Origin of the sequence: Aromatoleum sp., from assembly GCF_036675785.1 — a bacterium.
In the GTDB taxonomy this organism is placed as follows: Bacteria; Pseudomonadota; Gammaproteobacteria; order Burkholderiales; family Rhodocyclaceae; genus Aromatoleum.
Map to the genome: position 1 here is coordinate 41,343 of NZ_JAKFEF010000025.1, position 24,211 is coordinate 65,553.

General features: G+C 67.7%; 27 protein-coding genes. 17 read left to right on the forward strand and 10 right to left on the reverse strand.

Translation table 11 applies throughout. The annotated features are described in order from the left end of the window. Window positions 1–4: 4 nt before the first annotated feature. The 3 genes from V6M37_RS06860 to V6M37_RS06870 form a co-directional block, all read right to left on the reverse strand. On the reverse strand, window positions 5–760 hold the full coding sequence (locus V6M37_RS06860) for an RES family NAD+ phosphorylase (RefSeq protein ID WP_332671798.1): 756 nt from the start codon (window positions 758–760) through the stop codon (window positions 5–7). A 16-nt stretch (window positions 761–776) separates the two neighbouring features. Then, complete coding sequence (locus tag V6M37_RS06865; RefSeq protein ID WP_332671799.1) at window positions 777–1,136, reverse strand: MbcA/ParS/Xre antitoxin family protein; 360 nt, start codon at window positions 1,134–1,136, stop codon at window positions 777–779. 101 nt (window positions 1,137–1,237) lie between these two features. Further along, a complete protein-coding gene (locus tag V6M37_RS06870) occupies window positions 1,238–2,377 on the reverse strand; it encodes a PQQ-dependent sugar dehydrogenase (protein ID WP_332671800.1) in 1,140 nt (379 codons plus the stop codon). 202 nt (window positions 2,378–2,579) lie between these two features. Here V6M37_RS06870 and V6M37_RS06875 point away from each other — a divergent pair, with 202 nt between their 5' ends. The 7 genes from V6M37_RS06875 to V6M37_RS06905 all read left to right on the forward strand — a co-directional run bounded on the left by V6M37_RS06875 (window position 2,580) and on the right by V6M37_RS06905 (window position 6,778). Continuing rightward, window positions 2,580–3,332 carry an SDR family NAD(P)-dependent oxidoreductase gene (locus tag V6M37_RS06875; protein WP_332671801.1) on the forward strand — a complete coding sequence of 251 codons (753 nt, stop codon included), beginning with the start codon at window positions 2,580–2,582 and terminating at the stop codon, window positions 3,330–3,332. An 11-nt stretch (window positions 3,333–3,343) separates the two neighbouring features. Next, the gene (locus tag V6M37_RS06880; RefSeq protein ID WP_332671802.1) at window positions 3,344–3,676 is read left to right on the forward strand and encodes a cupin domain-containing protein; all 333 of its coding nucleotides are present in this window, start codon (window positions 3,344–3,346) and stop codon (window positions 3,674–3,676) included. A gap of 58 nt (window positions 3,677–3,734) precedes the next feature. Continuing rightward, the gene (locus V6M37_RS06885) at window positions 3,735–4,346 is read left to right on the forward strand and encodes a hypothetical protein (RefSeq protein ID WP_332671803.1); all 612 of its coding nucleotides are present in this window, start codon (window positions 3,735–3,737) and stop codon (window positions 4,344–4,346) included. A gap of 58 nt (window positions 4,347–4,404) precedes the next feature. After that, on the forward strand, window positions 4,405–4,836 hold the full coding sequence (locus V6M37_RS06890; RefSeq protein WP_332671804.1) for a hypothetical protein: 432 nt from the start codon (window positions 4,405–4,407) through the stop codon (window positions 4,834–4,836). A gap of 135 nt (window positions 4,837–4,971) precedes the next feature. Next, on the forward strand, window positions 4,972–5,658 hold the full coding sequence (locus V6M37_RS06895) for an RNA polymerase sigma factor (RefSeq protein ID WP_332671805.1): 687 nt from the start codon (window positions 4,972–4,974) through the stop codon (window positions 5,656–5,658). Window positions 5,659–5,788: 130 nt separating this feature from the next. Next, window positions 5,789–6,367, forward strand: coding sequence for a ferritin-like domain-containing protein (locus V6M37_RS06900; RefSeq protein ID WP_332671806.1), 579 nt, complete (start codon window positions 5,789–5,791; stop codon window positions 6,365–6,367). A gap of 12 nt (window positions 6,368–6,379) precedes the next feature. Then, on the forward strand, window positions 6,380–6,778 hold the full coding sequence (locus tag V6M37_RS06905; RefSeq protein ID WP_332671807.1) for a c-type cytochrome: 399 nt from the start codon (window positions 6,380–6,382) through the stop codon (window positions 6,776–6,778). A 44-nt stretch (window positions 6,779–6,822) separates the two neighbouring features. Here V6M37_RS06905 and V6M37_RS06910 read toward each other — a convergent pair whose 3' ends face one another. After that, complete coding sequence (locus V6M37_RS06910; protein ID WP_332671808.1) at window positions 6,823–7,590, reverse strand: metallophosphoesterase family protein; 768 nt, start codon at window positions 7,588–7,590, stop codon at window positions 6,823–6,825. 136 nt (window positions 7,591–7,726) lie between these two features. Between V6M37_RS06910 and V6M37_RS06915 the strand changes: the two genes are divergently transcribed. Together V6M37_RS06915 and V6M37_RS06920 are read left to right on the forward strand one after the other, a co-directional pair. Continuing rightward, window positions 7,727–8,125, forward strand: a complete 399-nt coding sequence (locus tag V6M37_RS06915) for a thioredoxin family protein (RefSeq protein WP_332671809.1) — start codon at window positions 7,727–7,729, stop codon at window positions 8,123–8,125. Window positions 8,126–8,137: 12 nt separating this feature from the next. Beyond that, window positions 8,138–8,353: a hypothetical protein gene (locus V6M37_RS06920; protein ID WP_332671810.1), complete on the forward strand. Its 216-nt coding sequence runs from the start codon at window positions 8,138–8,140 to the stop codon at window positions 8,351–8,353. A gap of 42 nt (window positions 8,354–8,395) precedes the next feature. Here the strand turns inward: V6M37_RS06920 and V6M37_RS06925 are convergent, their stop codons facing one another. Then, window positions 8,396–9,040, reverse strand: a complete 645-nt coding sequence (locus V6M37_RS06925; protein WP_332671811.1) for a response regulator transcription factor — start codon at window positions 9,038–9,040, stop codon at window positions 8,396–8,398. Next, window positions 9,037–10,407 carry a cache domain-containing protein gene (locus tag V6M37_RS06930; RefSeq protein ID WP_332671812.1) on the reverse strand — a complete coding sequence of 457 codons (1,371 nt, stop codon included), beginning with the start codon at window positions 10,405–10,407 and terminating at the stop codon, window positions 9,037–9,039. Before V6M37_RS06930 ends, V6M37_RS06925 begins: the two co-directional genes overlap by 4 nt. Window positions 10,408–10,623: 216 nt before the next feature. On the opposite strand from V6M37_RS06930, the gene V6M37_RS06935 reads away from it, so the two are divergent. The 3 genes from V6M37_RS06935 to V6M37_RS06945 are packed head-to-tail and all read left to right on the forward strand — an operon-like array spanning window position 10,624 to window position 14,057. Beyond that, entirely contained in the window at window positions 10,624–12,693 is a 2,070-nt protein-coding gene (locus V6M37_RS06935) for a carbon starvation CstA family protein (RefSeq protein WP_332671813.1), read from the forward strand. A gap of 6 nt (window positions 12,694–12,699) precedes the next feature. Next, window positions 12,700–12,894: a YbdD/YjiX family protein gene (locus V6M37_RS06940; protein WP_312658723.1), complete on the forward strand. Its 195-nt coding sequence runs from the start codon at window positions 12,700–12,702 to the stop codon at window positions 12,892–12,894. Window positions 12,895–12,923: 29 nt separating this feature from the next. Then, window positions 12,924–14,057, forward strand: a complete 1,134-nt coding sequence (locus tag V6M37_RS06945; RefSeq protein WP_332671814.1) for a CobW family GTP-binding protein — start codon at window positions 12,924–12,926, stop codon at window positions 14,055–14,057. Here the strand turns inward: V6M37_RS06945 and V6M37_RS06950 are convergent. The 3 genes from V6M37_RS06950 to V6M37_RS06960 all read right to left on the reverse strand — a co-directional run bounded on the left by V6M37_RS06950 (window position 14,051) and on the right by V6M37_RS06960 (window position 16,871). After that, the gene (locus V6M37_RS06950) at window positions 14,051–14,254 is read right to left on the reverse strand and encodes a SlyX family protein (RefSeq protein WP_332671815.1); all 204 of its coding nucleotides are present in this window, start codon (window positions 14,252–14,254) and stop codon (window positions 14,051–14,053) included. The genes V6M37_RS06945 and V6M37_RS06950 overlap by 7 nt on opposite strands. Window positions 14,255–14,273: 19 nt before the next feature. After that, window positions 14,274–15,887 carry an NAD(P)/FAD-dependent oxidoreductase gene (locus tag V6M37_RS06955; RefSeq protein WP_332671816.1) on the reverse strand — a complete coding sequence of 538 codons (1,614 nt, stop codon included), beginning with the start codon at window positions 15,885–15,887 and terminating at the stop codon, window positions 14,274–14,276. A gap of 276 nt (window positions 15,888–16,163) precedes the next feature. After that, window positions 16,164–16,871 (reverse strand): alpha/beta hydrolase, encoded by a 708-nt coding sequence (locus tag V6M37_RS06960; protein WP_332671817.1) that lies wholly within the window; start codon window positions 16,869–16,871, stop codon window positions 16,164–16,166. A gap of 224 nt (window positions 16,872–17,095) precedes the next feature. Between V6M37_RS06960 and V6M37_RS06965 the strand changes: the two genes are divergently transcribed. The 5 genes from V6M37_RS06965 to V6M37_RS06985 all read left to right on the forward strand — a co-directional run bounded on the left by V6M37_RS06965 (window position 17,096) and on the right by V6M37_RS06985 (window position 22,930). Beyond that, window positions 17,096–17,527, forward strand: coding sequence for a hypothetical protein (locus tag V6M37_RS06965; protein WP_332671818.1), 432 nt, complete (start codon window positions 17,096–17,098; stop codon window positions 17,525–17,527). Between the two features lie 236 nt (window positions 17,528–17,763). After that, window positions 17,764–20,565, forward strand: a complete 2,802-nt coding sequence (locus tag V6M37_RS06970) for a bifunctional diguanylate cyclase/phosphodiesterase (protein ID WP_332671819.1) — start codon at window positions 17,764–17,766, stop codon at window positions 20,563–20,565. 116 nt (window positions 20,566–20,681) lie between these two features. Continuing rightward, window positions 20,682–20,897 carry a dodecin gene (locus tag V6M37_RS06975; protein WP_332671820.1) on the forward strand — a complete coding sequence of 72 codons (216 nt, stop codon included), beginning with the start codon at window positions 20,682–20,684 and terminating at the stop codon, window positions 20,895–20,897. 218 nt (window positions 20,898–21,115) lie between these two features. After that, a complete protein-coding gene (locus tag V6M37_RS06980) occupies window positions 21,116–22,180 on the forward strand; it encodes an alpha/beta fold hydrolase (RefSeq protein ID WP_332671821.1) in 1,065 nt (354 codons plus the stop codon). A gap of 270 nt (window positions 22,181–22,450) precedes the next feature. After that, window positions 22,451–22,930, forward strand: a complete 480-nt coding sequence (locus tag V6M37_RS06985) for a VOC family protein (protein ID WP_332671822.1) — start codon at window positions 22,451–22,453, stop codon at window positions 22,928–22,930. Between the two features lie 74 nt (window positions 22,931–23,004). Here the strand turns inward: V6M37_RS06985 and V6M37_RS06990 are convergent, their stop codons facing one another. Further along, entirely contained in the window at window positions 23,005–24,198 is a 1,194-nt protein-coding gene (locus tag V6M37_RS06990; protein WP_332671823.1) for an MFS transporter, read from the reverse strand. Window positions 24,199–24,211 lie beyond the last annotated feature (13 nt).

Below are 24,211 nucleotides of genomic sequence, written 5' to 3' on the forward strand. Positions count from 1 at the left end.
CGGATCAGACGGCCGGGGTCGGCAGGCGGCCGTCGACGAGGAACTGATCCAGCGGAAAGCGCTGGAGCACGTGCTCTTCGGGGCCATAAAAGCGCACACCGCTCGCGCCCGTTTCCGCAAGCCAGGTCTGCGTGAAGGTCGGGCGGGGTGACGCGAGCGATGCGGGCGTGAACAGCGCGACATTGACGCCGCGCGCCGGGTCCCGCGCCGACAGGTATTCGAAGGCTTCGATTCCGGCGGCGCGCAACGCGCTGCCGAGTCGCTGCGTCGCGCGATAGTCCGCCGGATCGACGAGTGTGTCCCGCCAGCGGTCGAAGGGCTCCGCGTGCAGGCGCAGGCCGCGCGCGCATTGCCAGCGCGCGCCGAACAGCGTGTGCTGCGTCGTCAGCGGCGCCGATGGCGCGAACGCCATGCCGTGCCAGAACACCAGCCGGTAATACGCGGATTCCGCGAGCACGGTCGGCGTCGTCAGCGCACCGTAGAACAGGCTCGGTTCGAGGCGCCCGCCGAACCGCGAGCCGTGCCGCAGCGGCGGATAGCGGAACGGCGTGGCGAGCAGGTAATGCAGCCCCGCGGCCGCTTTCGGCAGCGGGGGTTTCGCCGCCTCGAGCAGCGATTCGAGAAGCGCCTGTTCTTCGAGCGTGTCGACGAGGCGGTTCGTCGCCACCTGCTCCTGGCTCTCGACGAGCCGCACGAGGTCGCCTTCGAGCGGGACGACCGGCGCGGCGGCGCCGGCCTCGACCCAGATGTCGAAGGTCATCCGGCGGCCGGTCGACTCAGACTTTCGCGCGGATCGCGTCGAGGTATTCGACGACCCGCAGCAAGCCCTGCACGCTGCGGATCTGCTCGGACGGTATGCCGCCGACGTGATGATTGTCGGTGTGGACCCAGTGCTTCATCTGCGCCACATCGCCGCCGACGAGCGCGAACAACGCCCGGTAGGCGCGGATTACCAGCAGCGCGAGCTCGCCCGTCTTGCTGTCGGGATCGATGCCGCCGCGGCTGATCGCGGTCCGGTCCTTGCCGACGATCTCGCCGAGCGCGGCCTGGGTCAGGCCGAGTTCCCGGCCCACGTTCATCAGCGCCTTGCCGAGCACGTGCGCGGCGTCGGGTTTCGGAAGGGCGATTGCACTCATGTCCGGCGCGTCCATCAAGATGCCAGTGCACATTTAACACGATCATTGATGCAATTGCAACTCTAAAAACGCCCACCTCGAACGCCCGCCGACGGGTCTGCTCAGCCCGGATCGAGTCTCAGGATCCGCCCGTCGCTTTCGTCGAGCAGATAGAGCTTGCCGTCCGGCCCCTGCCTCACGTCGCGGATACGTTTGTCGACCTCGAGTCGCTCCTCGTGCGCGACGCGATCGCCGTCGAGTGCGAGCCGCGCGAGCAACCTGCTCTTCAACGCCCCGACGAACAGGCTGCCCTTCCACTTCGGCATCGCGTCGCCGGTGTAGAATGCCATTCCCGACGGCGCGATCGACGGCACCCAGTAATGCACGGCCGGTTCGACGTCCTTGCGCTCCGTGCCCTCACCGATCTTCAGACCCGTTCCGTATTCGCGACCGTGCGTGATGACCGGCCAGCCGTAGTTCCGGCCGGGCTTCACGATGTTGACCTCGTCGCCTCCCTGCGGGCCGTGCTCGTGCACCCACAGCACGCCGGTTTCCGGGTGCAGCGCCGCGCCCTGGACGTTACGGTGTCCGTACGACCAGATCTCCGGCAGAGCGCCAGGCTTTCCGACGTAGGGATTGTCCGGCGGGACGCTGCCGTCGGGACGGATGCGGACGATCTTGCCGAGGTGGCTGCCGAGGTCCTGCGCCTTGTCGCGGTAGTCGAAGCGGTCGCCGAGCGTGACGTAGAGGTTGCCGTCGCGGTCGAACACGAGTCTCGAACCCCAGTGATTGTTGCCCGGCGGATCGTCGCGCTGCGCGAAGATCACCTTCACGTTCGAAAGACCCGGCGCATCAGCGTCGAGCGTCGCGCGGGCAACCGCGGTATGCGCGCCCCGCCCGGTCGGCTCCGCGTACGAAAAGAAGATCGTTCGGTCGTCCGCGAAGCCCGGGCTCAGCACGACGTCGAGCAGGCCGCCCTGCCCCTTCGCGTGGACCTTCGGCACGTTCTTCAGCGGCGCCGACAGCTCGCCCGACGGCGACACGATCCGCATGCGACCGGGGCGTTCGGTGACGAGCATCCGCCCGTCCGGAAGAAACGCGAGACTCCATGGCGTCTCGAGGCCGCGCGCGACGACGGCAACCTTGACGGGCCCCGCTTCGCTACGCACGAGCGGCTCGGCGAAAGCGAACACGGAATGCAGTGCGAGGCCCAGCGCGGACACGAGGGCAGCGGCGACGAGCGGACGACGGATCGGAAGCATCGGGCTTTCCTCCAGCGGCGACGGTCGGGCGGGGCGCGCGCGTCCCGGCTCCGCTACCTGACACTCGCTGACTTGGCGAGTTCAGGCGGGTGCCGGCATTCCGGGCCCCGCGGCAGCACGATTGATTGATATCAATGAGTCCGCGCTTCCCGGCGGGGATCCTTGCCCGAGCCCGCCGCTTACGGCAAATGAGGATGGGAACATGAATGGACGTCTGCAAGACCGCGTCGCGGTCGTCACGGGCGCGACGAGCGGCATCGGCCGCGCGATCGTCGAGCGCTATCTCGCCGAGGGCGCGAAAGTCGTCGGCTCCGGACGCAATGCCGACGCGCTGGACGAACTGAAAGCGGCGCACGCGGACCGCTTCGTCGGCGTGGGCGGCGATGTCACGAAGACCGACGACCTGAAGCGTCTCGTCGACGAAACGGTGAAAGCCTTCGGCGGCGTCGATATCGTCGTTCCGAACGCCGGCATCGCCCGCGTCGTCTCGTTCGAGCAGAGCACGCGCGAGGCGTTCGAGACGCAGTTTTCGGTGAATCTCTTCGCGGCGGCCGAGACCGTCCGCCTGTTCCTGCCGCACATCCAGCCGGGCGGCTCGGTGCAGTTCATCACAACCTTCCTCACGCAGGTCGGCTTCCCCGGCCTCGCGATCTACAGCGCGAGCAAGGCGGCGCTGAAGTCGTTCGCGCAGACGCTCGCGGCCGAACTCGCACCGCGCGGCATCCGCGTGAATTCGATCGCGCCCGGCCCGATTGCCACGCCGCTGTGGGGGACGGTCGGGCTGCCCGACGACGTGCTCGGCGCAATCGCCGGACAGATCAACTCGCGCCTGATGACGGGCGAATTCGGCAAGCCGGACGACATCGCCGAGACCTCGGTGTTCCTCGCCTCGGACGGCGCGAAGAACATCTTCGGCCAGGACATCGTCGTCGACGGCGGCTACACGATCGGTTAGGAGACGACGACATGGCCGCCCCTCACGCCACGTCGGGCGAACTGCTCGACATCCGCCCGCTCGGCGAGCGTGTCAAGGACACGGTGTCCACGACCCTCGTCCGCGCCGAACATCTCGAAGTCTTCCGCCTCGTGCTGCCCGCCGGAAAATCCGCGCACGAACACCGCGCCGCCGGAACGATCACGATCCAGTGCCTCGAAGGGGCCGTCGAACTCGACGCGCACGGGCGCACGCAGACGATGCGCGCGGGAACGCTGGTGTACCTCGCCGATGCCGAGCCGCACGCGGTGCGGGCGCTCGAAGACGCTTCACTCTTGGTCACGATGCTGCTTCACCGCGCATGACCGGCGGATCGCGCCGCGATCGTCCGCCAACGTCCGCCAACCACTCACAGGAGACTCTATGCGGTTCCCCGATTTCTTTCGCGACGTGCCCCGGCTGACGGTGTGCGACCCGCTCGCACGCTTCCTCGGCGCGGCCGATGACGGCGTGCTCGAATACGGCTATGAGGACGCGGTCAAGCTCGCCGGCCATTCCTGCCCGACGGTCGCGTCGGCGTACCGCCTCACCGCGCTCGCGCTCGCGGCGCTCTATCCGGGCGACCTTCCCGAACGCGGCGGCGTGCGCGTCGCGTTCCGCAACGGCTTCGAGGACGGCGTCACCGGCGTGATCGCCAACGTCGTGACGCTGCTGACCGGCGCGGCGCACGAAGGCGGCTTCAAGGGCATCGGGGGACGACACGTGCGGCGCGGGTTGCAGCAGTTCACGGCCGAGCTGCCGCTTTCGCTGCGCTTCACCCGCAGCGACACCGGCGCCGCGGTCGACGCGGAAGCCGACCTGTCACGCGTGCCGGCCGATCCGGAAATGTCCGGGCTGATGGCGCGCTGCGTCGCCGGCGCGGCGGACGCCGACGAGCAGCGGCGCTTCACGGACCTGTGGCAGGACCGCGTGCGCCGGATCCTGATCGGGCACGGCGACGATCCGGAAGTGTTCCGGATCGTTCCCGCCACGTAGGCGCCTGTTGCGCGCCGGATTCGCACGCTGGGTCGTCGGCTGTTGCGTGGCCGGCGCGATGACGAGCGGACTGGCCGCGGCAGCGCCGCCGCTCGCCGAACTGTCGGCGGCCGGAGTCGCGGCGCGGATCGCGCGGAAGCGTCCCGCGATCGTCGTGCTATGGACGCCGGATTGCCTCGCGTGCCGCAAGTCGCTGGCCGAAGTCGAGCGCTTCGCCGCCGGCCGGGGGTCGAACGGCATCCCCGTCAGGACGGTCGTCCCTGCCGCCGCGTATGACGACGCGCGCGAACTCGTCGCGACGCGCGGACTCGCGCTCGAGGTCGAGTCCGCGGCCGGTGAGCTGGACACGGTCAGCCACCGCGTCCTCCTCGACAAACCGGTTGCCTATGCGTTCGGGCGCGGCGGCGAGATCAAGGGCGCGCACGCCGGCCTGCTCGGGGCGTGGATCCTCGAGGATCTCGCTTCGGACGCAATGCGGCCGTCGGACTGAACCGTCACCGGACGCCACAACTCCCGCAGCAGATGCGGCACCCGACTTCAGCGTCTGCGGCCCCCGCGTAACCCCCCGCGTAACCTTTTCCCCGCCTCCCGCATCCAATGGGCAGCAGAACCGTTGGAGCCGATCATGAGCGACGTCACTGCCCCTGCACTCCCCGCCGTCGGCGACGTCGAGCTCGCCGCGAAAGTGCTGCGCGCCGAACCGGGCGCGCTCGAACGCATGATGCGCGCGAACAACCGCCGCCTCTTCCGCGCCGCGCGCGGGATCCTGCGCGACGACGCGGACGCGGAGGATGCGGTTCAGGACGGCTATGTCAGCGCGTACCGTTCGCTCGGCGACTTCAAGGGCGAATCGAGCCTCGCGACCTGGCTCACGCGCATCGTGATCAACAAGTCGCTCGAACGCCTGCGGCAACGGTCGCGCTTGGGGATGCCCGAAGATCCGGCGATGCACGACGAAAAACCGGCGCCCCCCGCCGAGACGCCTGAAGCGCTCGCGATGCGCCGCGAACTGCGCCGCGTCATCGAAGGTTCGATCGACGGCCTGCCTGACGGCTGCCGCGCGGTCTTCATGCTGCGCGCCGTCGAGGAACTCACCGTCGCCGAGACCGCGGCCTGCCTCGGCATGACCGAAGCGGCGGTCAAGACCGCGCTGTTCCGCGCGCGCCACCTGCTGCGCGAATCGATCGGACGCGAGATCGGCCCGACGATCGACGAGTTCTTCTCGTTCGACGGCGCGCGCTGCGACCGGCTCGTCGCAGCGGTGCATCGCCGCCTGCAGGTCGCGCTGGAACAGGCGCCGCCGCCCGGCTGATCGGCGCGCCGGCCCGCGACACCCGCAAAGGTCGCGACCGCCGCGTCTTTCCCTTCTTTCCGGCTTCCTTCCCGCTGGTATGCACCGCGCGCCGGCAGGAGCCGCTCAACCTCAAGAAACGGAGGACATCATGAAAATCGCCCACCCTTCCCTGCTGATCATCCCGAGCCGCCGCCGTTTTCTGCACAGCGGCGCGACGCTGTCGGCCGCGGCGGTCGCGCTGCTCGCCGGCCGCCCGTCGCTGGCCGCGCAGGCCGACGCCCGCAAAGGCGATCCAGCCGCCGACGCGCGAATCCTGAATACCGCGCTCGCCGCGGAACACGAAGCGATCGCCGCCTACCAGCTCGGCGCGGACAGCGGCCTGCTGCGTGCGCCCACCCGCGATCTCGCGTTGCAGTTCCAGGGGCATCACAAGGCCCATGTCGATCTGCTGGCGCAAACCGTCGCGAGGCTGGGCGGCACACCGGCCGAGAAAAAGCAGAAATACAACTTCCCGACCGGAGACCTGAAGGCCGAGGCGGACGTGCTGCGCTTCGCGTCCGGGCTCGAACGCGGTGCGGTCAGCGCCTACCTCGGCGCGGTGCCGCTGTTCGGCAATCCCGATCTCGCAAAAGCCGCGGCCAGCATTCTCGGCGACGAGGCGATGCACTGGGCGATCCTGCGCCAGGCGCTCGGCGAAGATCCTGTGCCGTCGGCGTTCGTGTCCTAAGGGCAAACGGCGATGTTCCCCACGCGAGGCTGGACGGGCGTGATGGTCGTCGCGCTGGCATGCGCAGCGCCGTTCGCCGCAGCGGGGGCGGCGCCGCGTGGCGAGGAGATCTATGCACGGTGCCTCGCGTGTCACGCGCTCGCCTACGACCGCGTCGGCCCGCGCCACTGCGGACTGTTCGGCCGGCGCGCGGGCAGTGTGCGCGGCTACGACTATTCCAACGCGATGCGCGGCAGCGGCATCGTCTGGGACGCCGCGACGCTCGACCGCTTCCTCGCCGCGCCGACCGAGGTCGTCCCCGGAACGACGATGGGTTACGCCGGAATCCCCGACGCCGCCGAGCGCACCGCGCTGATCGAGTGGCTGCGCGGCGCCTCGCGCGCCGCCAAATCCTGTCCGCAACACCCCTGAGGAGATTCGCGCGGCATCGTGCGGGGCCCCCCGGGCGAGCGGGCTCACGTCTCGAGCGTCACGGTCAGCACCGGATCGAACCGCCGGTTCTCGTTCACGCCCTCCTTGCCGTAACCGCGCGGGTTGCACAGCACGCGCGTGTTCCCGACGCGGTAGTCGTACGAATCATGGACGTGGCCGTGGATCCACAGCGCGGCCCCTGAGGCCTCGACGAGTTCGTCGAGATCGGAGACGAACGCCGGCGTGATCGGCGAGTCGGCGTATTTCGGGTGAACGCTCCCGGTGCAGGGCGCGTGGTGCGTCACGACGATCGTCGGGCCGTCATGCGGGGCCTGCAGCGCGTTCCGCAGCCATGCGACCGCGCGCTCGAAGAGGTCCGCCGACAGCGCGGGCGTGAAGAGATCCGGCGCGGCGTCATCGACTCGGACGCGCGAAAAGTCGTACATCAGCCGCGTCGCTTCGTCGCGCGACTGCTGCTGCCGCTCGGGCTCCGCGAACAGGCGGAAATCGCTCCACAGCGTGCAACCCAAAATGCGTACGCCGCCGAACGCGGCGACGCCGCAGTCGAGGACATGCACGTTGCTACCCGCCGCCGCGGTGCGCAGCGCCTGCGGGACGCCCGACAGGCTGCCGCCGTAGTACTCGTGATTGCCGGGAACGTAGACGACCGGCTGCGGAAACTGCCGCGCCCAGGCGACGGCCCGCTCGGGGCGCGCGATGTCGCCGGCGAGAACCACAAGGTCCGCGTCCGTGACGGGATGCTCCATGTCCGCCACGTTGAGGTGGAGATCCGAGAGGATCTGGATTTTCATTGTTCTCCTCCGTTTGTCGGGGCTTCAGCTTACGCGCCGCGGGCTGCGGTCCGGGCTTGCCGGGCCGCGATCGGGCGGAATGTGCTAGCCTCCGGCCGTCCGCCCGTAGCGCGATGACCCGTTTTCCGCCTTCCCGATGACCGTTCGACCGCTTCCCGACCTCCTCGTTGTCTGCCTGTGCGCCGACTGGTGCGGTACCTGCCGCGAGTACCGCCCCGGCTTCGATGCGCTCGCGCGCGCCTGGCCGCAAGCGGGCTTCCACTGGGTCGACATCGAGGACGACGCCGACTGGATCGGGGACTACGACGTCGAGAATTTTCCGACGCTGCTGATCCAGCGCGGCGACCTCGTGCTGTTTTTCGGCACGATGCTGCCACAGCACCAGTTCCTGCAGCGCACCCTCGAAACCCTGACCGCGCTGAGCGAGGAGGAAGCGCGCGCGTATGCGTTCGCGAACGACGAACGGCGCGCGTGGCAGCGCGACTGCGACTTCCGTGCGGCGCTTCTGACTCGCGATGCGGCGAACGAAGCCTGACGCTCGCCGCCGATGACGAACCAGCCTTACGATCGCAAGCGCTGCCTGTCCTGCAAACGATGGGGCGGCAAACGTCGCCCGGGCAGCGAGCCCGGCGCCGTCGAATACGACGAGAACGACGACAAGGGACTCTGCAACGAAGGCCCGTGGCACGGCACGCTGCGCGGGCCGCGCAACGCCTGCGGCCAGTGGGTGATGTGGGCGGCGCTGGAGGCGCCACAAGGCTGATCCCGGACGTACGGGAAGGACCGCCCCCGCCGCCGCGCGCCGTCACTCCTCGATCCAGCCCCGCTTCATCGCGTAGTTCGCGAGTCCCGCGGCGGTCTCGATGCCGAGCTTGCGCCGCAGGTTCAGGCGGTGGGTTTCAACGGTGCGGACACTGACGTCGAGCTTCTGTGCGACGCGTTTGTTGCTCGCGCCTCGCGCGATCAGAATCAGCACCTCCTTCTCGCGCTCGGTCAGCAGCGACGACTCGACCGGCGGGCCGGAAAGCGCGGCGGTCAGCGCGCTGCTGAAATAGACGCCGCCCGCGGCGACGGCGCGGATCGCGGCGATGATCTCGGCCGACGGCGCGTCCTTCAGCACATAGCCGCGCGCCCCCGCCCGCATCGCCGACTGCACATAGCCGCGACTGTCGTACATGCTGAGAACCAGCACGCGCAGCGCCGGAAAGCGCGCCGCGAAAGCCGAAGTCAGCTCGATGCCGTTCATCCCCGGCAGCCCGACGTCGACGAGAGCGAGGTCGGGCCGCAGGCGTTCGGCCGCCGCAAGCGCGTCCTCCGCGTTAGCCGCTTCGCCGAGAACGACGATGTCGTCGAGATCGCCGAGCCGCGCCTTGAGTCCGTCGCGCACGAGCTGGTGATCATCGACGAGCAGCAGCCGGATCGACCCGCCCCCTTCCTTCGCTTCCGTCATGCAGCCGCTCCTTTTGCGGACGCCGCGCAGGGCAGCGTCGCCGAGATTTCCGTACCGCCCGGTGCCGAGGCGATCGCGAGCTGCCCGCCGAGATGTTCGATGCGCTCGCGCATGTTGCGCAGACCGATGCCGCCGCTCGCCGGCCGCTCGATCCCCGCCGGATCGAAGCCGCGGCCGTCGTCGGCGATCGCGAGCCGGATCGTCCGGCCGGCGACTTCGAGGACGACCTGGACCCGGCTCGCGCCGGCGTGCCGTTCGACGTTCGTCAACGCCTCCTGCGCGATCCGGTACAGCGTCGTCGCGCCGGCGTCGTCGGCCGGGAGATCGACCGCGTCAATCCGCGCGTCGACGGCAATGCCGGTACGCAACTGGAATTCGTCGAGCAGCTGCCGCAACGCCGCCGGCAGGCCGAGATTGTCGAGCAGCGAAGAGCGCAGGTTGTGGGAGATGCGGCGGACTTCGGAAATCGCCGTGCCGAGTCCGGCGAGCCCCTTCGCGATCTGCTCGGCCGAATCCCGCCGCCCGTCGGCGACGCGCTGCTGCGCGAGTTCGAGATGGAACTTGATCGATGCCAGCAGCTGGCTCAGACCGTCGTGCAGGTCGCGCGCGACGCGGGTGCGCTCTTCTTCGTGCGAGGTCACGATGCGCTGCGCGAGCGCCTTCAGCTGACGGTCGGCAAGCTGATGCGCGCTGATGTTGAGCGCCATGCCGCCGGCGAACACGATCACCGACGCGACGATCGCTACGATCGTGAAGCCGGTGACGGTGGCGCCGATCGCCTCCGACATCCGGCCCCGCAGCATTCCCCGCGTCGCCTCGACGTCGTCCAGATAGATGCCGGTGCCGAGCACCCAGCGCCAGCGCTCGAGCTGCACGACGTAGCCGAGCTTCGCCGTTTCGCGGCCGGTCGACGGCTTGTTCCACCGGTACTCGAGAAATCCGCCCCCCGCCGCGGCGAGCTCGACCAGCCTCTGGATCACCGGCAGGCCCTCGGAATCGCGACGCTCCCAGAGGTTGCGGCCGACCAGTTCGCTTTGCCGCGGATGGACGACGTTGAGGCCGCTGAGGTCGTACGCAAAAAAATAGCCATCGTCGCCGTAGTTCATCTCGCTGAGGATGCGCGCGGCTTCGGCCTTCGTCGCGTCATCGTCGCGCCCGGACGAATAGAGATGGTCGATCGAGGTCTGCGCGAGCTGCACGTAATGCTGCAGTTCGGCCCGCTTCGCGGCGAGCATCGCGTCCTTCAGCACCTGCTCCTGCGCCTGGACCAGGTCGCGGGCCTGCATCGCGACCAGGATCGCGATCGCCAACACCGCCGCGATCAGCGGCAGCACCGCCAGGACGATGACCTTGTGCTTGAGTCGCAATGCCCGCTCCATGTTTTCAGATGGCCGACGGGAGTGGCCCGTCCGGAGTCTGCGTAGTACTACGCAGCTTGCGAAGGTAGTAGTGCGAATGGTCCCGGGCGCGCTCCCGGGCGACATTCGCACGTGATCTCCGGTGCACGGGCGCCGGAGCCCGGACCCTGTCCGGCCAAGACCAGAGCCTGCATCGACGGCCTTCCGGACCAAGGAGGAGTATAGATGGCAACACTCACGAGACATGCGCCCTGGGCGCTCCTCGCGATCCTCGGCGCGTTCGCGCTCGGGTTCATCGCGCTGAACCGCGGCGAAACGATCAACGCTTTGTGGATCGTCATCGCCGCGGTTTCCGTTTACCTGATCGCGTACCGCTACTACAGCCGGTTCATCGCGAACCGCGTGATGTCGCTCGACCCGAACCGGGTGACGCCGGCGTACCGGCACAACGACGGCCTCGACTACGTGCCGACGAACAAGTACGTGCTGTTCGGCCATCACTTCGCCGCGATCGCCGGCGCCGGCCCGCTCGTCGGACCGGTGCTCGCCGCGCAGATGGGCTACCTGCCGGGAATGTTATGGATCCTCGCCGGCGTCGTGCTCGCCGGCGCGGTGCAGGATTTCATGGTGCTGTTCGTGTCGACGCGCCGCGACGGCCGCTCGCTCGGCGACCTCGTCAAGTCCGAGCTCGGCCAAGTGCCGGGCGTCATCGCGCTGTTCGGCACCTTCATGATCATGGTGATCATCCTCGCGGTGCTCGCGCTGATCGTCGTGAAGGCGCTGGCGGACAGCCCGTGGGGCACGTTCACCGTCGCGGCGACGATCCCGATCGCGGTCTTCATGGGCCTCTATGCGCGTTACATCCGACCGGGCCGCATCGGCGAGATCTCGGTGATCGGCTTCGTGCTGCTGATGGCGGCGATCGTCGGCGGCGGCCAGATCGCCGGAAGCCCGACCTGGGCACCGCTCTTCACGTTCGACGGCAAGCAGCTGACGTGGATGCTCATCGGCTACGGTTTCGTCGCGTCGGTGCTGCCGGTGTGGCTGCTGCTCGCGCCGCGCGACTACCTGTCAACCTTCCTGAAGATCGGCGCGATCGCCGCGCTCGCGGTCGGCATCCTGTTCGTCGCGCCCGACCTGCAGATGCCGGCGGTCACGCGCTTCATCGATGGCACGGGGCCGGTGTGGTCCGGCAGCCTGTTCCCATTCCTCTTCATCACGATCGCCTGCGGCGCGGTGTCCGGCTTCCACGCGCTGATCTCGTCGGGAACGACGCCGAAGATGATCGAGAACGAGTCGCACATGCCCCTGATCGGCTACGGCGGCATGCTGATGGAGTCGTTCGTCGCGATCATGGCGCTCGTCGCCGCGTCGATCATCGACCCCGGCGTCTATTTCGCAATGAACAGCCCGCTCGCCGTGCTTGGGCCCACGGCCGAGAGCGCGGCACAGGTGATCTCGAACTGGGGCTTCGTCGTCACGCCCGAGATGCTCACGAGCACCGCCGCGGCGGTCGGCGAGAACACGATCATCGCGCGCGCCGGCGGCGCGCCGACGCTCGCGGTCGGCATGGCGCAGATCTTCTCGAAGATGTTCGGCGGCGCCTCGATGATGGGCTTCTGGTACCACTTCGCGATCCTGTTCGAGGCCCTCTTCATCCTCACCGCGGTCGACGCCGGCACGCGCGCGGGGCGCTTCATGCTGCAGGACCTGCTCGGCACCTTCGTGCCGTCGATGAAGCGCACCGATTCGTGGGTCGGCAACGCGGTCGCGACCGCGCTGTGCGTCGCCGCGTGGGGCTACTTCCTGTACCAGGGCGTCGTCGATCCCCTCGGCGGCATCAACACGCTGTGGCCGCTGTTCGGCATCGCGAACCAGATGCTCGCCGCCGTCGCGCTGGTCCTCTGCACCGTCGTGCTGTTCAAGATGAAGCGCGAGCGCTTCGCGTGGGTCACCGTCGTGCCGATGGTGTGGCTGCTCGCCTGCACGCTCACGGCGGGCTGGCAGAAAGTATTCGACGCGAACCCGAAGGTCGGCTTCCTCGCGCAGGCGTCGCGCTACCAGGACGCGCTGGCACGCGGCGAACTGCTCGCGCCGGCGAAGAACATCGATCAGATGCAGCAGATCATCCTCAACAACCAGATCGACGCGGGCCTGTCGGCGTTCTTCATGGTCGTGGTCGTGAGCATCCTCGCCTACGGCATGAGCTCCTGCTGGCAGGCGTACCGCAGCTCGCACCCGACGACGCGGGAAGTGGGCGCACCCGGCGTCGAACCGGAAAGCGCCCGGGCCTAAGACGTCGTGTTCAACGACCTGTCGAAGCTCGGCAAGTATCTCGGGCAGGCTGCCCGCCTGATGGTGGGCATGCCCGACTACGACACGTACGTCGCGCACGTGAAGGCTACGCATCCGGACCGCCCGGTGATGAGCTACGAAGAGTTCTTCCGCGAGCGGCAGGAGGCGCGCTACAACGGCGGCACCGGCCGCTGTTGCTGAGTGCCGCGACAATCGGACGGAGATCGAGCATGACAAGCACGCCCAACCCCAACGACCCCAACCCCGACGCTCCCGGCCCCGACTCCGCCGGCCGGGGCACGACCGGCGACAGCAACGATAACGAAGCGGGCGCCGCCGGGTTCGCCCCGATCCCGGTCACGGTGCTCACCGGCTTTCTCGGCGCAGGCAAGACGACGTTGCTGAACCGCATCCTGACCACGTCGCACGCCCAGCGCATCGCGGTGATCGAGAACGAGTTCGGGCCGGTGAACATCGACAGCGAACTCCTCGTGCAGCAGAGCGCGGAAGTCGTCGAGATGACAAACGGCTGCCTGTGCTGCACCGTGCGCGGCGACCTGGCGAAGAACCTCGTCGACCTCGCGTCGCGCCGCGCCGCCGGCGAAGTCGCGTTCGACCGCGTCGTCATCGAGACCACCGGCCTCGCCGATCCCGGTCCGGTGATCCAGACCTTCTTCGCCGAACCGGAGCTCGCCGAAACCTATCTCCTCGACGGCGTGCTGACCGTCGTCGATGCGATCCACGCGCCGCGTCAGCTCGACGAGCACCCGGTGCTGCAGAAGCAGATCGGCTTCGCCGACCGGATTCTGGTCTCGAAGAGCGACGGCGTCCGGGCCGAAGCGGTCGACGCGCTCGTCGAGCGGCTCGCGCGCATCAACCCCCGCGCGCCGCTGCGCCGGCTCGTCGCCGGCCCGCTCGACATCGGCGACCTTCTCGACATCCGCGGTTTCAACCTCAATGAAACCCTGCTCGCCGACGAGGCCGCGCCGCGCTTTCGACCGGCCGCGGGTCCGCGCGCTTTCGCGCGAAAAAATCACGGCGACGAGATCGGTTCGCTGCTGCTTGAACACGACGGCGAAGTCGACCTCGATCGCGTCGGGGCGTTCGTGCAGGACATGCTCGACCGCCACGGCGACGACCTCCTTCGCTACAAAGGGGTGCTCGCGGTGCCGAACCAGCCCGCGCGCCTCGTCTTCCAGGGCGTGCAGCGCGTCGCAGGATTCGACTACGGCACCGAGTGGGCAGCCGACGAGCAGCGCCGGTCGCGCATCGTCGTGATCGGTCGCCGATTGCCGGAGAGTGAGTTGCGGAGGGGATTTCGCGGCCTGCACGCCTGCCGCGTGAACCAGCGAACAGCTCAGTAATGCGGCGGAATCTCGTCGCGCAGGTCGCGCGGACGGTCGGCGGGTGCGGCCGCGGCGAGCTGCCGCGCGAGTTCGAGGACCTGCTGTTGCAGCCGGTCGATCTGCAGCTGCTGCCGGTACACCGTCAGGTTCAGCTCTTCGAGCAGATCCTCGGACAGCGCGATCTTCGTCTCGATCTTCGTCAGACGTTCGTCCATCTCTTTCCCCTCGTCGCGCTCATGCATGGACGGCCTCCCCGAGCAGCGCGCCAGCGACCGCTTCGGCGACGCGGATCCCGTCGACGCCCGCCGACAGGATGCCGCCCGCGTAGCCCGCGCCTTCGCCGGCCGGGTACAGGCCCTTCACGTTCAGGCTCTGCAGGTCCTCGCCGCGCGTGATCCGCAGCGGCGACGACGTCCGCGTCTCGACGCCGGTCAGCACCGCGTCGGGCATCGAGAAGCCCTTAATCTGCCGCTCGAACGCCGGCAGCGCCTCGCGGATCGCGGCGATCGCGTAGTCCGGCAGGCTCGTCGACAGGTCGCCGAGCTTGACGCCGGGTTGGTACGACGGCTCGACCGAACCGAGCGCCGTCGACGGCCGCCCTGCGATGAAGTCGCCGACGAGCTGGCCCGGCGCCTCGTAGGTGCCACCGCCGAGCTCGAATGCGCGCGACTCCCAGCGCCGCTGAAACTCGATGCCCGCTAGCGGCCCGCCGGGATAGTCCTCGGGCGTGATGCCGACGACGATGCCGGCGTTCGCGTTGCGCTCGTTGCGCGAATACTGGCTCATGCCGTTCGTGACGACGCGGTTCGGCTCGGACGTCGCGGCGACGACCGTGCCGCCCGGGCACATGCAGAAGCTGTACACCGAGCGCCCGTTCTTCGCGTGATGCACGATCTTGTAATCGGCGGCGCCGAGCAGCGGGTGCCCGGCGTTCGGACCGAAGCGCGCGCGGTCGATCAGCGACTGCGGGTGCTCGATGCGGAAGCCGATCGAGAACGGCTTCGGCTCCATGAACACGCCGCGCGCGTGCAGCATCTCGAAGGTGTCCCGCGCGCTGTGACCGAGCGCGAGCACGACGTGGTCGCAGCGCAGCGCCTCGCCCGACGCGAACACGAGGCCACGCACGTGACCGTCCTCGATCAGCAGATCGGTCACGCGCTGCTCGAAGCGGATCTCGCCGCCGAGCGCGATGATCTCGGCACGCATCGTCTCGACCATCGAGACGAGCCGGAACGTGCCGATATGCGGTTTCGCGACGTACAGGATCTCCTCGGGCGCGCCGGCCTTGACGAACTCCGTCAGCACCTTGCGGCCGTAATGCTTCGGGTCCTTGATCTGGCTGTAGAGCTTGCCGTCGGAGAACGTGCCCGCGCCGCCCTCGCCGAACTGCACGTTCGACTCCGGGTTCAACACGTTCCTGCGCCACAGGCCCCAGGTGTCCTTCGTGCGCTCGCGCACCGCCTTGCCGCGCTCGAGCACGATCGGCCGGAAGCCCATCTGCGCCAGCACGAGCGCGGCGAAAATCCCGCACGGCCCGAAGCCGACGACGACCGGCCGGTTCGCGAAGCCTTCGGGCGCGCGCCCGACGAAGCGGTAATTCGTGTCCGGCGCCGGCGCGACGTGGCGATCCCCGGCGAACTTGCGCTGCACCGCGGGTTCGTCGCGCACGGTCACGTCAAGCGTGTAGATCAGCGTCATCGCCGCGACCTTGCGCGCGTCGCAGCTCAGCCTGAAAACGGTGAAATCGACGAGGTCGGCGGCGGAAATGCCGAGGCGTCCGACGATCGCCGCGCGGAGCGCTTCCGGCGGGTGATCGAGCGGCAGCCTGAGCTCGGTGAGTCGCAGCATGGGTGATTCCAGTGTCCGGGGTCGAAGATCGGGCGGGCGAAGAACGGCGCCGTCCGGAAAAGGGGCGATTCTAAACGGGATTGGACGTGGACCCGCTTCCCGAGGCCGGCGCCAATCCTCCGGCAGGAGCTCCCGTCGTCGATGCGGACGCGGCTTCAAATTCTTGACGCGGGATCCCGTTTACCAACGCCGGACCGGGATACCGTTCGGGCTAAGCCTGTCGAAGCCCTGCTGCCGCCCTTCGACGGTCCTCCGCGTTGTCGGTCGCGGCGCCGGTCAGCCCTCGGCCGCGCCGAGCACCTCGCCGAGCCAGGCTTCGATGTCACGCACCTCTTCCATCACCAGACCATGCTCCGCGAAGTACGGATGCCACGCGACGTCGTACCCCTGCGCGCGGAGCAACTCGCCCGACCGCTCGCCGAAATCGTAGGGAATCACCGTGTCGCCGTGCCCGTGCGCCATGAAAATCGGGACGTCGCGATTGGCCGGGTGGGCCTCGGCCGACAGCGTCTCGGCGAGAGGCAGGTAGGTCGACAGCGCGAGGATGCCGGCGAGGCGCCGCGGGTGCCGCAGGCCGGCATGCAACGCGATCGCGCCGCCCTGCGAAAAGCCCGCGAGCACGATATGTTCGTCCGGAATGCCGCGGGCGTTCTCGCGCGCGAGCAGCCGTTCGAGCATTCGCGCCGATTCGATCACGCCACGCGGATCCTCGCGGCGCTGCGAAAAGTCGAGCGAGACGATGTCGTACCAGGCGCGCATGACATAACCGCCGTTGATCGTCACCGGTCGCATCGGCGCGTGCGGGAAGACGAACCGCGTCGGAGGCAGGCGGTCGGGGTCGAACTCGGCGACGACGGGTTCGAAATCGTGGCCGTCGGCGCCGAGGCCATGCAGCCAGATGACGGCGCGAACAGGCGTAGCGGCGGGCTCGACCTCGACGGTCGGCAGCGGCGGCTCGGCCGCGGGCGGGATCGAATCAGTCATCGGCTTTTTCCCTCCACAGACCCGTGCATTGTAGCCAGCCGCGACGTATTTCTGCGATCCGGCGGCGGCCCGCCAAGTGATGCACGCCGAACTGCCATTGCCTCGTTCGAGGACATCGCGATATTCATTTTTGTTAGCTAGTATGCGTAACCCGCACACTGCCGGCACCGACCGACGCCCTTCGATCGCGCGATGCGCTTGTGTTGTCGCATCAAGGAAAGATCATGAAACCCGCGCTTTTTCTCCGAGTCGTCCTCGCGCTGCTCCTCGCGATCCCGGTCGCGCGGGCCGAGGACGTAACGCCGTCGACAAACGGATTCGATTGCTGGATCTCGGTGCTGGACTCGTACTACCAGGCGCACTACATCCTCTGCATCGTGGACCGGAGTGCCTCGCCCCCGCTCGACGCCTCGACCGCGGCGCCCAACCAGCTCGTCCTCGACGAGCTCCACCGGCTGGTCCATGAAGGCACGCACGCCGAACTCGACATGTACGTCGCGATGAATGCGCCGTTGCTCGAACCCGCCGCCCTCTGGCGCATCCGCATCCTGAGCTACCCGAGCGAGTATTCGTGGGAGGAAGAACGCCCGCAGATGCTGGCGCGAACGCTCTGCCCCGAAGGTTCCGACTGCCCGGTCTTCTTCCGGCGCTGGTGAGGCCGCGCGGCCGAAATCGAAAGACCGCCGTCCGCCGGAAGTCCCCTCGGCTCGCCCCCGAGTTCTGGCATACTTCGCCGAAAAAAAAGGAAGGGTTCCAAGCGCTTTCCCCCGGCGCGTGCGGCGCCGCAGTCTCGTGCAGCGCCGGCGAGGACCACCGCTCCTTCCCTGTCCGCGCCCTGCCCTCGCAGCGAAGCCCGGCTTTCAGGTGCGTCGCCGTTTGGAGAAAAGTCAGCTTGCGTCTTCCGATCCTGCGCCGCCGCACTATCCGCTCTACGGTGATGCTGCTCGTCGTCGCCTGTGTCTTGCCGGCGTGGCTGCTCGTCGCGGTCGTCACCTATGCGTCGTACCAGCGAGAGCGGACCGAAGCGCTGCTCGAGGTGGAAGTCGCGTCGCGCAGGCTCTTGCGGGCGGTGGAAGACCAACTCGACGCGGACCAGGCCGTCCTGCAGGCGCTTGCCGTGTCCGGTGAAATCGATCGCGGGGATCTCGCAGCATTTCACCGGCAGGCGTCCAGTGTGCTGAGCCATACCTCCGGATTCACGATCGTGCTGAGCGACGCACAAGGACGACAGCTCCTCAACCTGCTCAGACCGCCGGGGACAGCCTTGCCATCGCACGGCAATCCCGATTTATCGAAGCAGGTTCTGCAGACGGGCAAGGCCCGGGTTTCCGACCTTTTCATCAGCGGCCTCACCGGCTACCCTATGCTGTCCATCGAGGTCCCCGTGATGCGCGACGGCACGGCACTCTATGCGCTCAGCCTCGGCATCGACCCGGTGCGCCTGCGTGAGCGCCTCTATCAGCAACAACTTCCGCGGGACTGGATCGTGGGGATCATCGACCGGGCCGGGAAATTCATCGCCCGTATCCCGGACGGCGAGCGATTCGCGGGGCGCGACGCGGTGCCCGCGCTGGTGCACGCGATGCGGCAGGCCCCCGAGGGGTGGCTGGAAGCGTCAACGATCGAAGGCATTCCGGTCAGCGGCTTCTATATCCGTTCGGGGCGTTACGGGTGGTCCGTCGCGATCGGTATTCCGCAGGCGAGGCTGACCGCCGGCCTGAGGATCTCCGCCGGTTACTACGCAACGGGCCTGCTTCTGTTGCTGCTCGGCAGCCTCGCGCTCGCCGTCACGCTCAGCCGTCGGATTGCCGAACCGGTCCAGGCGCTCGTCGCGCCTGCGCTGGCACTCGGACGAGGCGACCCGGTCGTCGTCCGCGAGTCCTCGATCGAAGAGCCCGACGAAGTCGGACGCGCGCTCGGCAGGGCACAGCAACTGCTGCTGCAGCGCGCGACCGAACGCGACCGCGCCGAGGAGAAGCTCGCGCTGGCGGCCAAGGCGCTCGAAAGCGCGGCCGAAGGCGTGGTCATCACCCGGTGCGGGCACATTCTCACCGTCAATCGCGCTTTTTCGACAATCACCGGCTACGCCCCCGCGGACGTGATCGGCCAGCCGCTGTCGATGCTCCTGATCGAGACCGAGGCGGCCCATCGCGAAGAACGACGCCGGATCATCATGGAAACCGGCGTGTGGCAGGGCGAAGTCTGGGGACGGCGCAAGAACGGCGAACGGTACCCCGCGTGGAGCAGCGTCAGCCGGGCCCCCTCGGGGCAGGAGGAGCCGATCTTCGTGTCGGTGTTCTCGGACATCTCGGCGGCAAAGCAGTACGAGTCGAGGCTGCAGCATCTCGCGCATTACGACGCGCTGACCCAATTGCCGAACCGTCTGCTGTTCCGCGAGCGCCTGTCGGACATGCTCGCGCGGGCCGAGCGACACGGCAACGTGCTCGCGCTGCTCTTCATCGACCTCGACCGCTTCAAGCCGATCAACGACACACTCGGCCACCAGGCGGGCGACGAGCTGTTGCAGCGCGTTGCGGAGCGGCTCGCCGGCTGCGTGCGCACGAGCGACACGATCGCCCGGCTCGGTGGCGACGAATTCACCGTGCTGCTCGACGACCTGCATAGTCCGGACGAAGCCGGAATCATCGCCCGCAACATCCTCGACGCGGTCGAACGACCATACATCCTCCACGGCCAGGCCCAGTTCATCTCCGCGAGCATCGGCATCGCGTGCTACCCGTCCGACAGCGTCGACGCCGAAACGCTGTTGCGGCAGGCCGACATGGCGATGTATCGCGCGAAACAGGAGGGGCGCAACGGTTATCGCTTTTTCGCGCCCGAGATCAACCTGCAGGCGAGCGAGCGCCTGTTCATGGCCAACAGCCTGCGCGCCGCGCTCGAACGGGATGAACTGAAGCTCGTGTTCCAGCCGTCGATCAGCCTCGCGAGCGGCAAGGTCGAGGGGATCGAAGCGTTGATCCGCTGGGAGCACCCGGAAAAAGGCACGATCCTGCCGGCGCGGTTCATCTCGCTCGCCGAAGAATCCGGCCTCATCGAGCCGATCGGGGAATGGGTGCTCCGCGAAGCCGCGGCGCGCACCAGAGCGTGGAAGGAAGCCGGCCTCTTCTCGGGGCGGATCGCGGTGAACCTGTCGCCGCGCCAATTCCGCCGGGGCGACCTCGCGGCGCGCCTGCTGACGGTGCTGACCGAGACCGGGCTGCCACCGCAGGACCTCGAATTCGAGGTCACCGAAGGCATGGTGATGGAGCATCCCGAGCGGGCCGTTCTCGTCCTCACCGAGCTCGTCGCCGCCGGCGTGAATGTCAGCATCGACGACTTCGGCACCGGCTACTCGTCGCTCGCCTATCTCAAGCGCTTCCCGGTGCATCGTCTCAAGATCGACCGGTCCTTCGTCAGTGGCCTTCCGGACGACCGGAACGATCGCTCGCTGACGCGGGCCGTCGTCGCAATCGCGAAAAGCCTGGGCCTTTCCGTCATTGCCGAAGGGGTGGAGACCCAGGCGCAGGCCGACTTTCTGCGACGCATCGGTTGCGATTTCGCCCAAGGCCATCATTTCAGCAAGCCGCTCGGCGCCGACGCGCTCGAAGCCTTCCTCCGCGCGAACGCCGGCAAATCCTTGTGTCCCGAGCGCGCGGGGCTGGCGTCGCGCGCAAAAAACGAATCCGAGGCTTGAGAGAACCGATGTCCCGACCACGTCGCCCGACCACCGGCAGCGACCGTCGTCGGGCAAGCTCGTAGCGCCCTCCTATACTGGGGAATCCAACCGGCCTAACCCAGAAGGAGAAAACGATGTCGGACCAGAATCACGTCTACAAGCTCGTCGAACTCGTCGGCTCGTCGCCCAACGGCATCGACGACGCCATCCGCAACGCGATCGAGGACGCGAGCCGGTCGATCCGCAATCTCGACTGGTTCGAGGCGACGGAGATCCGCGGACACCTGCGCGACGGCAAGATCGCGCACTACCAGGTCAAGGTGAAAGTCGGTTTCCGCGTCGAAGACTGACACGCTCCTCAGCGTGCGGCCGGCCGGCTGCACGCGATCGCTCGACGCACCCGGCCCCTGCTCCGCCTCATGCAGCGAGTCCAGCGCCGCGCCTCCCCTTGCGCGGCGCCGCCGTCGGCGACTCCGGGCGGCCATCCTTCGGATTCGAAGTGTCGTGATCGAGGCCGCGATCGTACGGTTCCACGGCCGACTGTCGCTACTGCGCCGGCATCATCGCTGTGGAGGTAAGCCGATCGGGTGATTGCCCGGACGCCGGATCGACGACAAACGCCGCTTGCCGCCTGCCGGGGGTTTTCCCGAACGATCGAACGTTCCAAGGTGAGCTTGATCTTCTGTATATTGACGTTCACGTCAACGTCAACAAGAGTTGGCACAACGATACGACGGAAGAACAGGAGCGTGAAGGCTCGACCGGCTCCCCGCAGGCTGCCTCACCCGTCGATCATGAAGCACCCCACAGGAGACAATCAAAAATGACCGATCTGAGTACCCCCAGCATCCGTACGCACGACTCCTGGGTGGAACACCCCCAGGGACGCATTTACGCGCGCTCCTGGACTCCGTCGAACATGCGTTCGACGGCGGCCCCGATCGTGCTCTTCCACGATTCCCTCGGTTGCGTCGAGCTTTGGCGGGATTTTCCGGCCGAGCTCAGCGCGGCCGCGGGACGCCGAGTCGTCGCGTACGACCGGCTCGGTTTCGGGAAGTCCGGTCCCCGCCGCGCACGCCCTGCGCTGGATTTCATCGCGGACGAGGCGGCAACGTATTTTCCTGCGGTCCGCGAGCAGCTCGGGATCGGGCGCTTCATCGCCTTCGGGCACAGCGTCGGCGGCGCGATGGCCATTCATTGCGCGGCCGCATTCGCGGCGGAGTGCGAGGCGCTGATTACCGAGTCTGCGCAAGTTTTTCCGGAAGAGCTGACGCTGCGCAGCATCGCTCAAGCGAAAGAGCAATTCCGCGACGAGACTCAGATCGGGCGGCTCGCAAAATATCACGGCGACAAGACTGCATGGGTGCTCGACGCCTGGACGGAAAACTGGCTCGACCTCGAGTTCGCGTCGTGGTCGCTCGATACCGTGCTCCCGCGGGTGGCCTGCCCAGTACTGGCGATTCACGGTAACCAAGACGAGTACGGATCGACCTGCCATGCGGAGATCATCGGGAATCTTTCGAACGGCCGTGCTCAAGTCGAAGTCGTGCCCGACACCCGACACGTGCCGCACCGGGAGCGACCGGCTGTCGTTCTCGAGCTGGTGTCACGGTTTGCCGGCTCTCTCGATTGAGCAAGCGTCCGGTCGACACCTAGGCGTGCCGGGTCCGGCGATTGCTGCATGAATCCAGTCGCAGGCTCCCGGTGACCGGAAAGGCGGAAAACCGGAGTCGGGACGAATGCCCTCTCTCGGCGCAGATCGAACGCAAGGTGCCCATGCGCGTCCGTTCGCGCAGGGGACACAGCCGACAGGTCGCGTGACCGGTCACCTCGCGGAACGCCGGTCGGCGGCAACTCGACGCAAAGCCCTGTGTGCATTGCATCAAGAAGCGGGAGAACGAATGTGGTCAGCAAGAATACGATCTGTCTCTGGTACGACGGCACCGCCTTGGAAGCGGCGCAGTTCTACGCCAGGACGTTCTCTGATAGCGCGGTGGGAACGATCCTTCGCGCGCCCGGCGACTATCCCTCGGGCAAAGAGGGCGACGTCCTGACGGTCGAGTTCACCGTGATCGGCATCCCTTGTCTCGGTCTGAACGGCGGTCCCGAATTCACGCACAACGAGGCGTTTTCGTTCCAGATTGCAACCGACGACCAGGCCGAGACCGATCGTTTGTGGAGCGCGATTGTCGGCAACGGTGGCCAGGAAAGCGCATGCGGCTGGTGCAAGGACAAGTGGGGCTTGTCGTGGCAGATCACGCCCCGCGCCCTCACGGCTGCGATTGCCGATCCGGATCGCGCGGCGGCCAAGCGCGCTTTCGAGGCGATGATGCAGATGAGAAAGATCGACATCGCGGCGATCGAAACGGCTCGGCGCGGCTGACGCACAACGTTGGAGCGGCGTCGAAGACTCACTTGCCTCTCATCGTCATGCTCCTCCGAACGGCGCGGGCCGCCTTAGTTGCCGGTTACGGTGGCCCGCAATCGCACCACATGCCGGCCGTGGAGCAGGTAGAACGCCCCCGCGCACAGGACGGCGAGCGCTGCCATGCCCCAATACAGATTGCGGTAACCCGTCTCCGAGATCGTCAGCCCCAGGAGATAAGGTCCGAAGCCCAGGCTGGCGTCCAGGAAGATGAAGAACGTCGAGGTCGCCATGCCCATGCGTTGGGGTGCGACGACCTTCACCGAAACCGCGTACAGCGCCGACTGCAGGTTTCCGAATCCCAAGCCGATCAATGCCGCGGCCGTTAGCAGCGTGACCGCGGTCTGCGCGTTCGCGAGCAGGACCAGCCCGAGCGCGAGGAGCACGCAGCACGGATAGACGACGATGGCGGATCCTTTCCGGTCCATCAGCCGGCCGGTCAGCGGGCGGGTGCACAGCACCAGCGCCGAATACACGATGAAGAAAAAGCTCGCAGCGCTGACGAGTCCGAGCTCGACCGCATAGACATTGATGAAGGCCAGCACGCTCGCGTAGCACAGCCCGGCGAGGAAGGCCACCGCGGCGACCGGAATCGCACGCGACTCGAGCAGCCGGCCGAAGGAAAACTCGAAGCCGCGGATTTCCCGGTGCGCGGCGTCGAGTTCGGGAACCTTCAGCCAGGTGGCCGCCACCAGGCCGATTACCGCGACCGCCAGGCAGGACGCGAAGATCCAGTCGAAACCCGCGTGCTGCAGCAGCCACAGGCCCAGGAAGGGGCCGATCGCCGAGGACAAGGTAGTGCTGAGGCTGAAGTGGCCGATGCCCTCCGCCTTGCGCTCGGGCGGGATGATATGCGCAACCGCAGTGCCCGCAGCCGTACTGCCCACACCCAGCGCCAGCCCGTGCAGGAAACGCACGACGAGCAGCGTCGCGACGGAATTGCTGAGGAAATACAGGCAGGTGGTCAGCGCAAAGGCCGCCGCCCCGAGGATCAGGGTTCTTTTCCGGCCGATGACGTCGACCAGTTGGCCGATGACGAGCCGCCCCAGCAGAGTGCCAATGACGAAGATGCCGGCGACCAGACCGGCCTGGCTCAGCGACGAACCGTATGCCTCGACCGCATAGGCGCCGACCACCACGATCAGCATGTAGAACACGAGGGCCAGAAGGCAGTTCACGCCCGAGACGATCAGGAAGTCGCGGGTCCAGAGAGGTGACGATTGCATGTTGGGGAGAGAG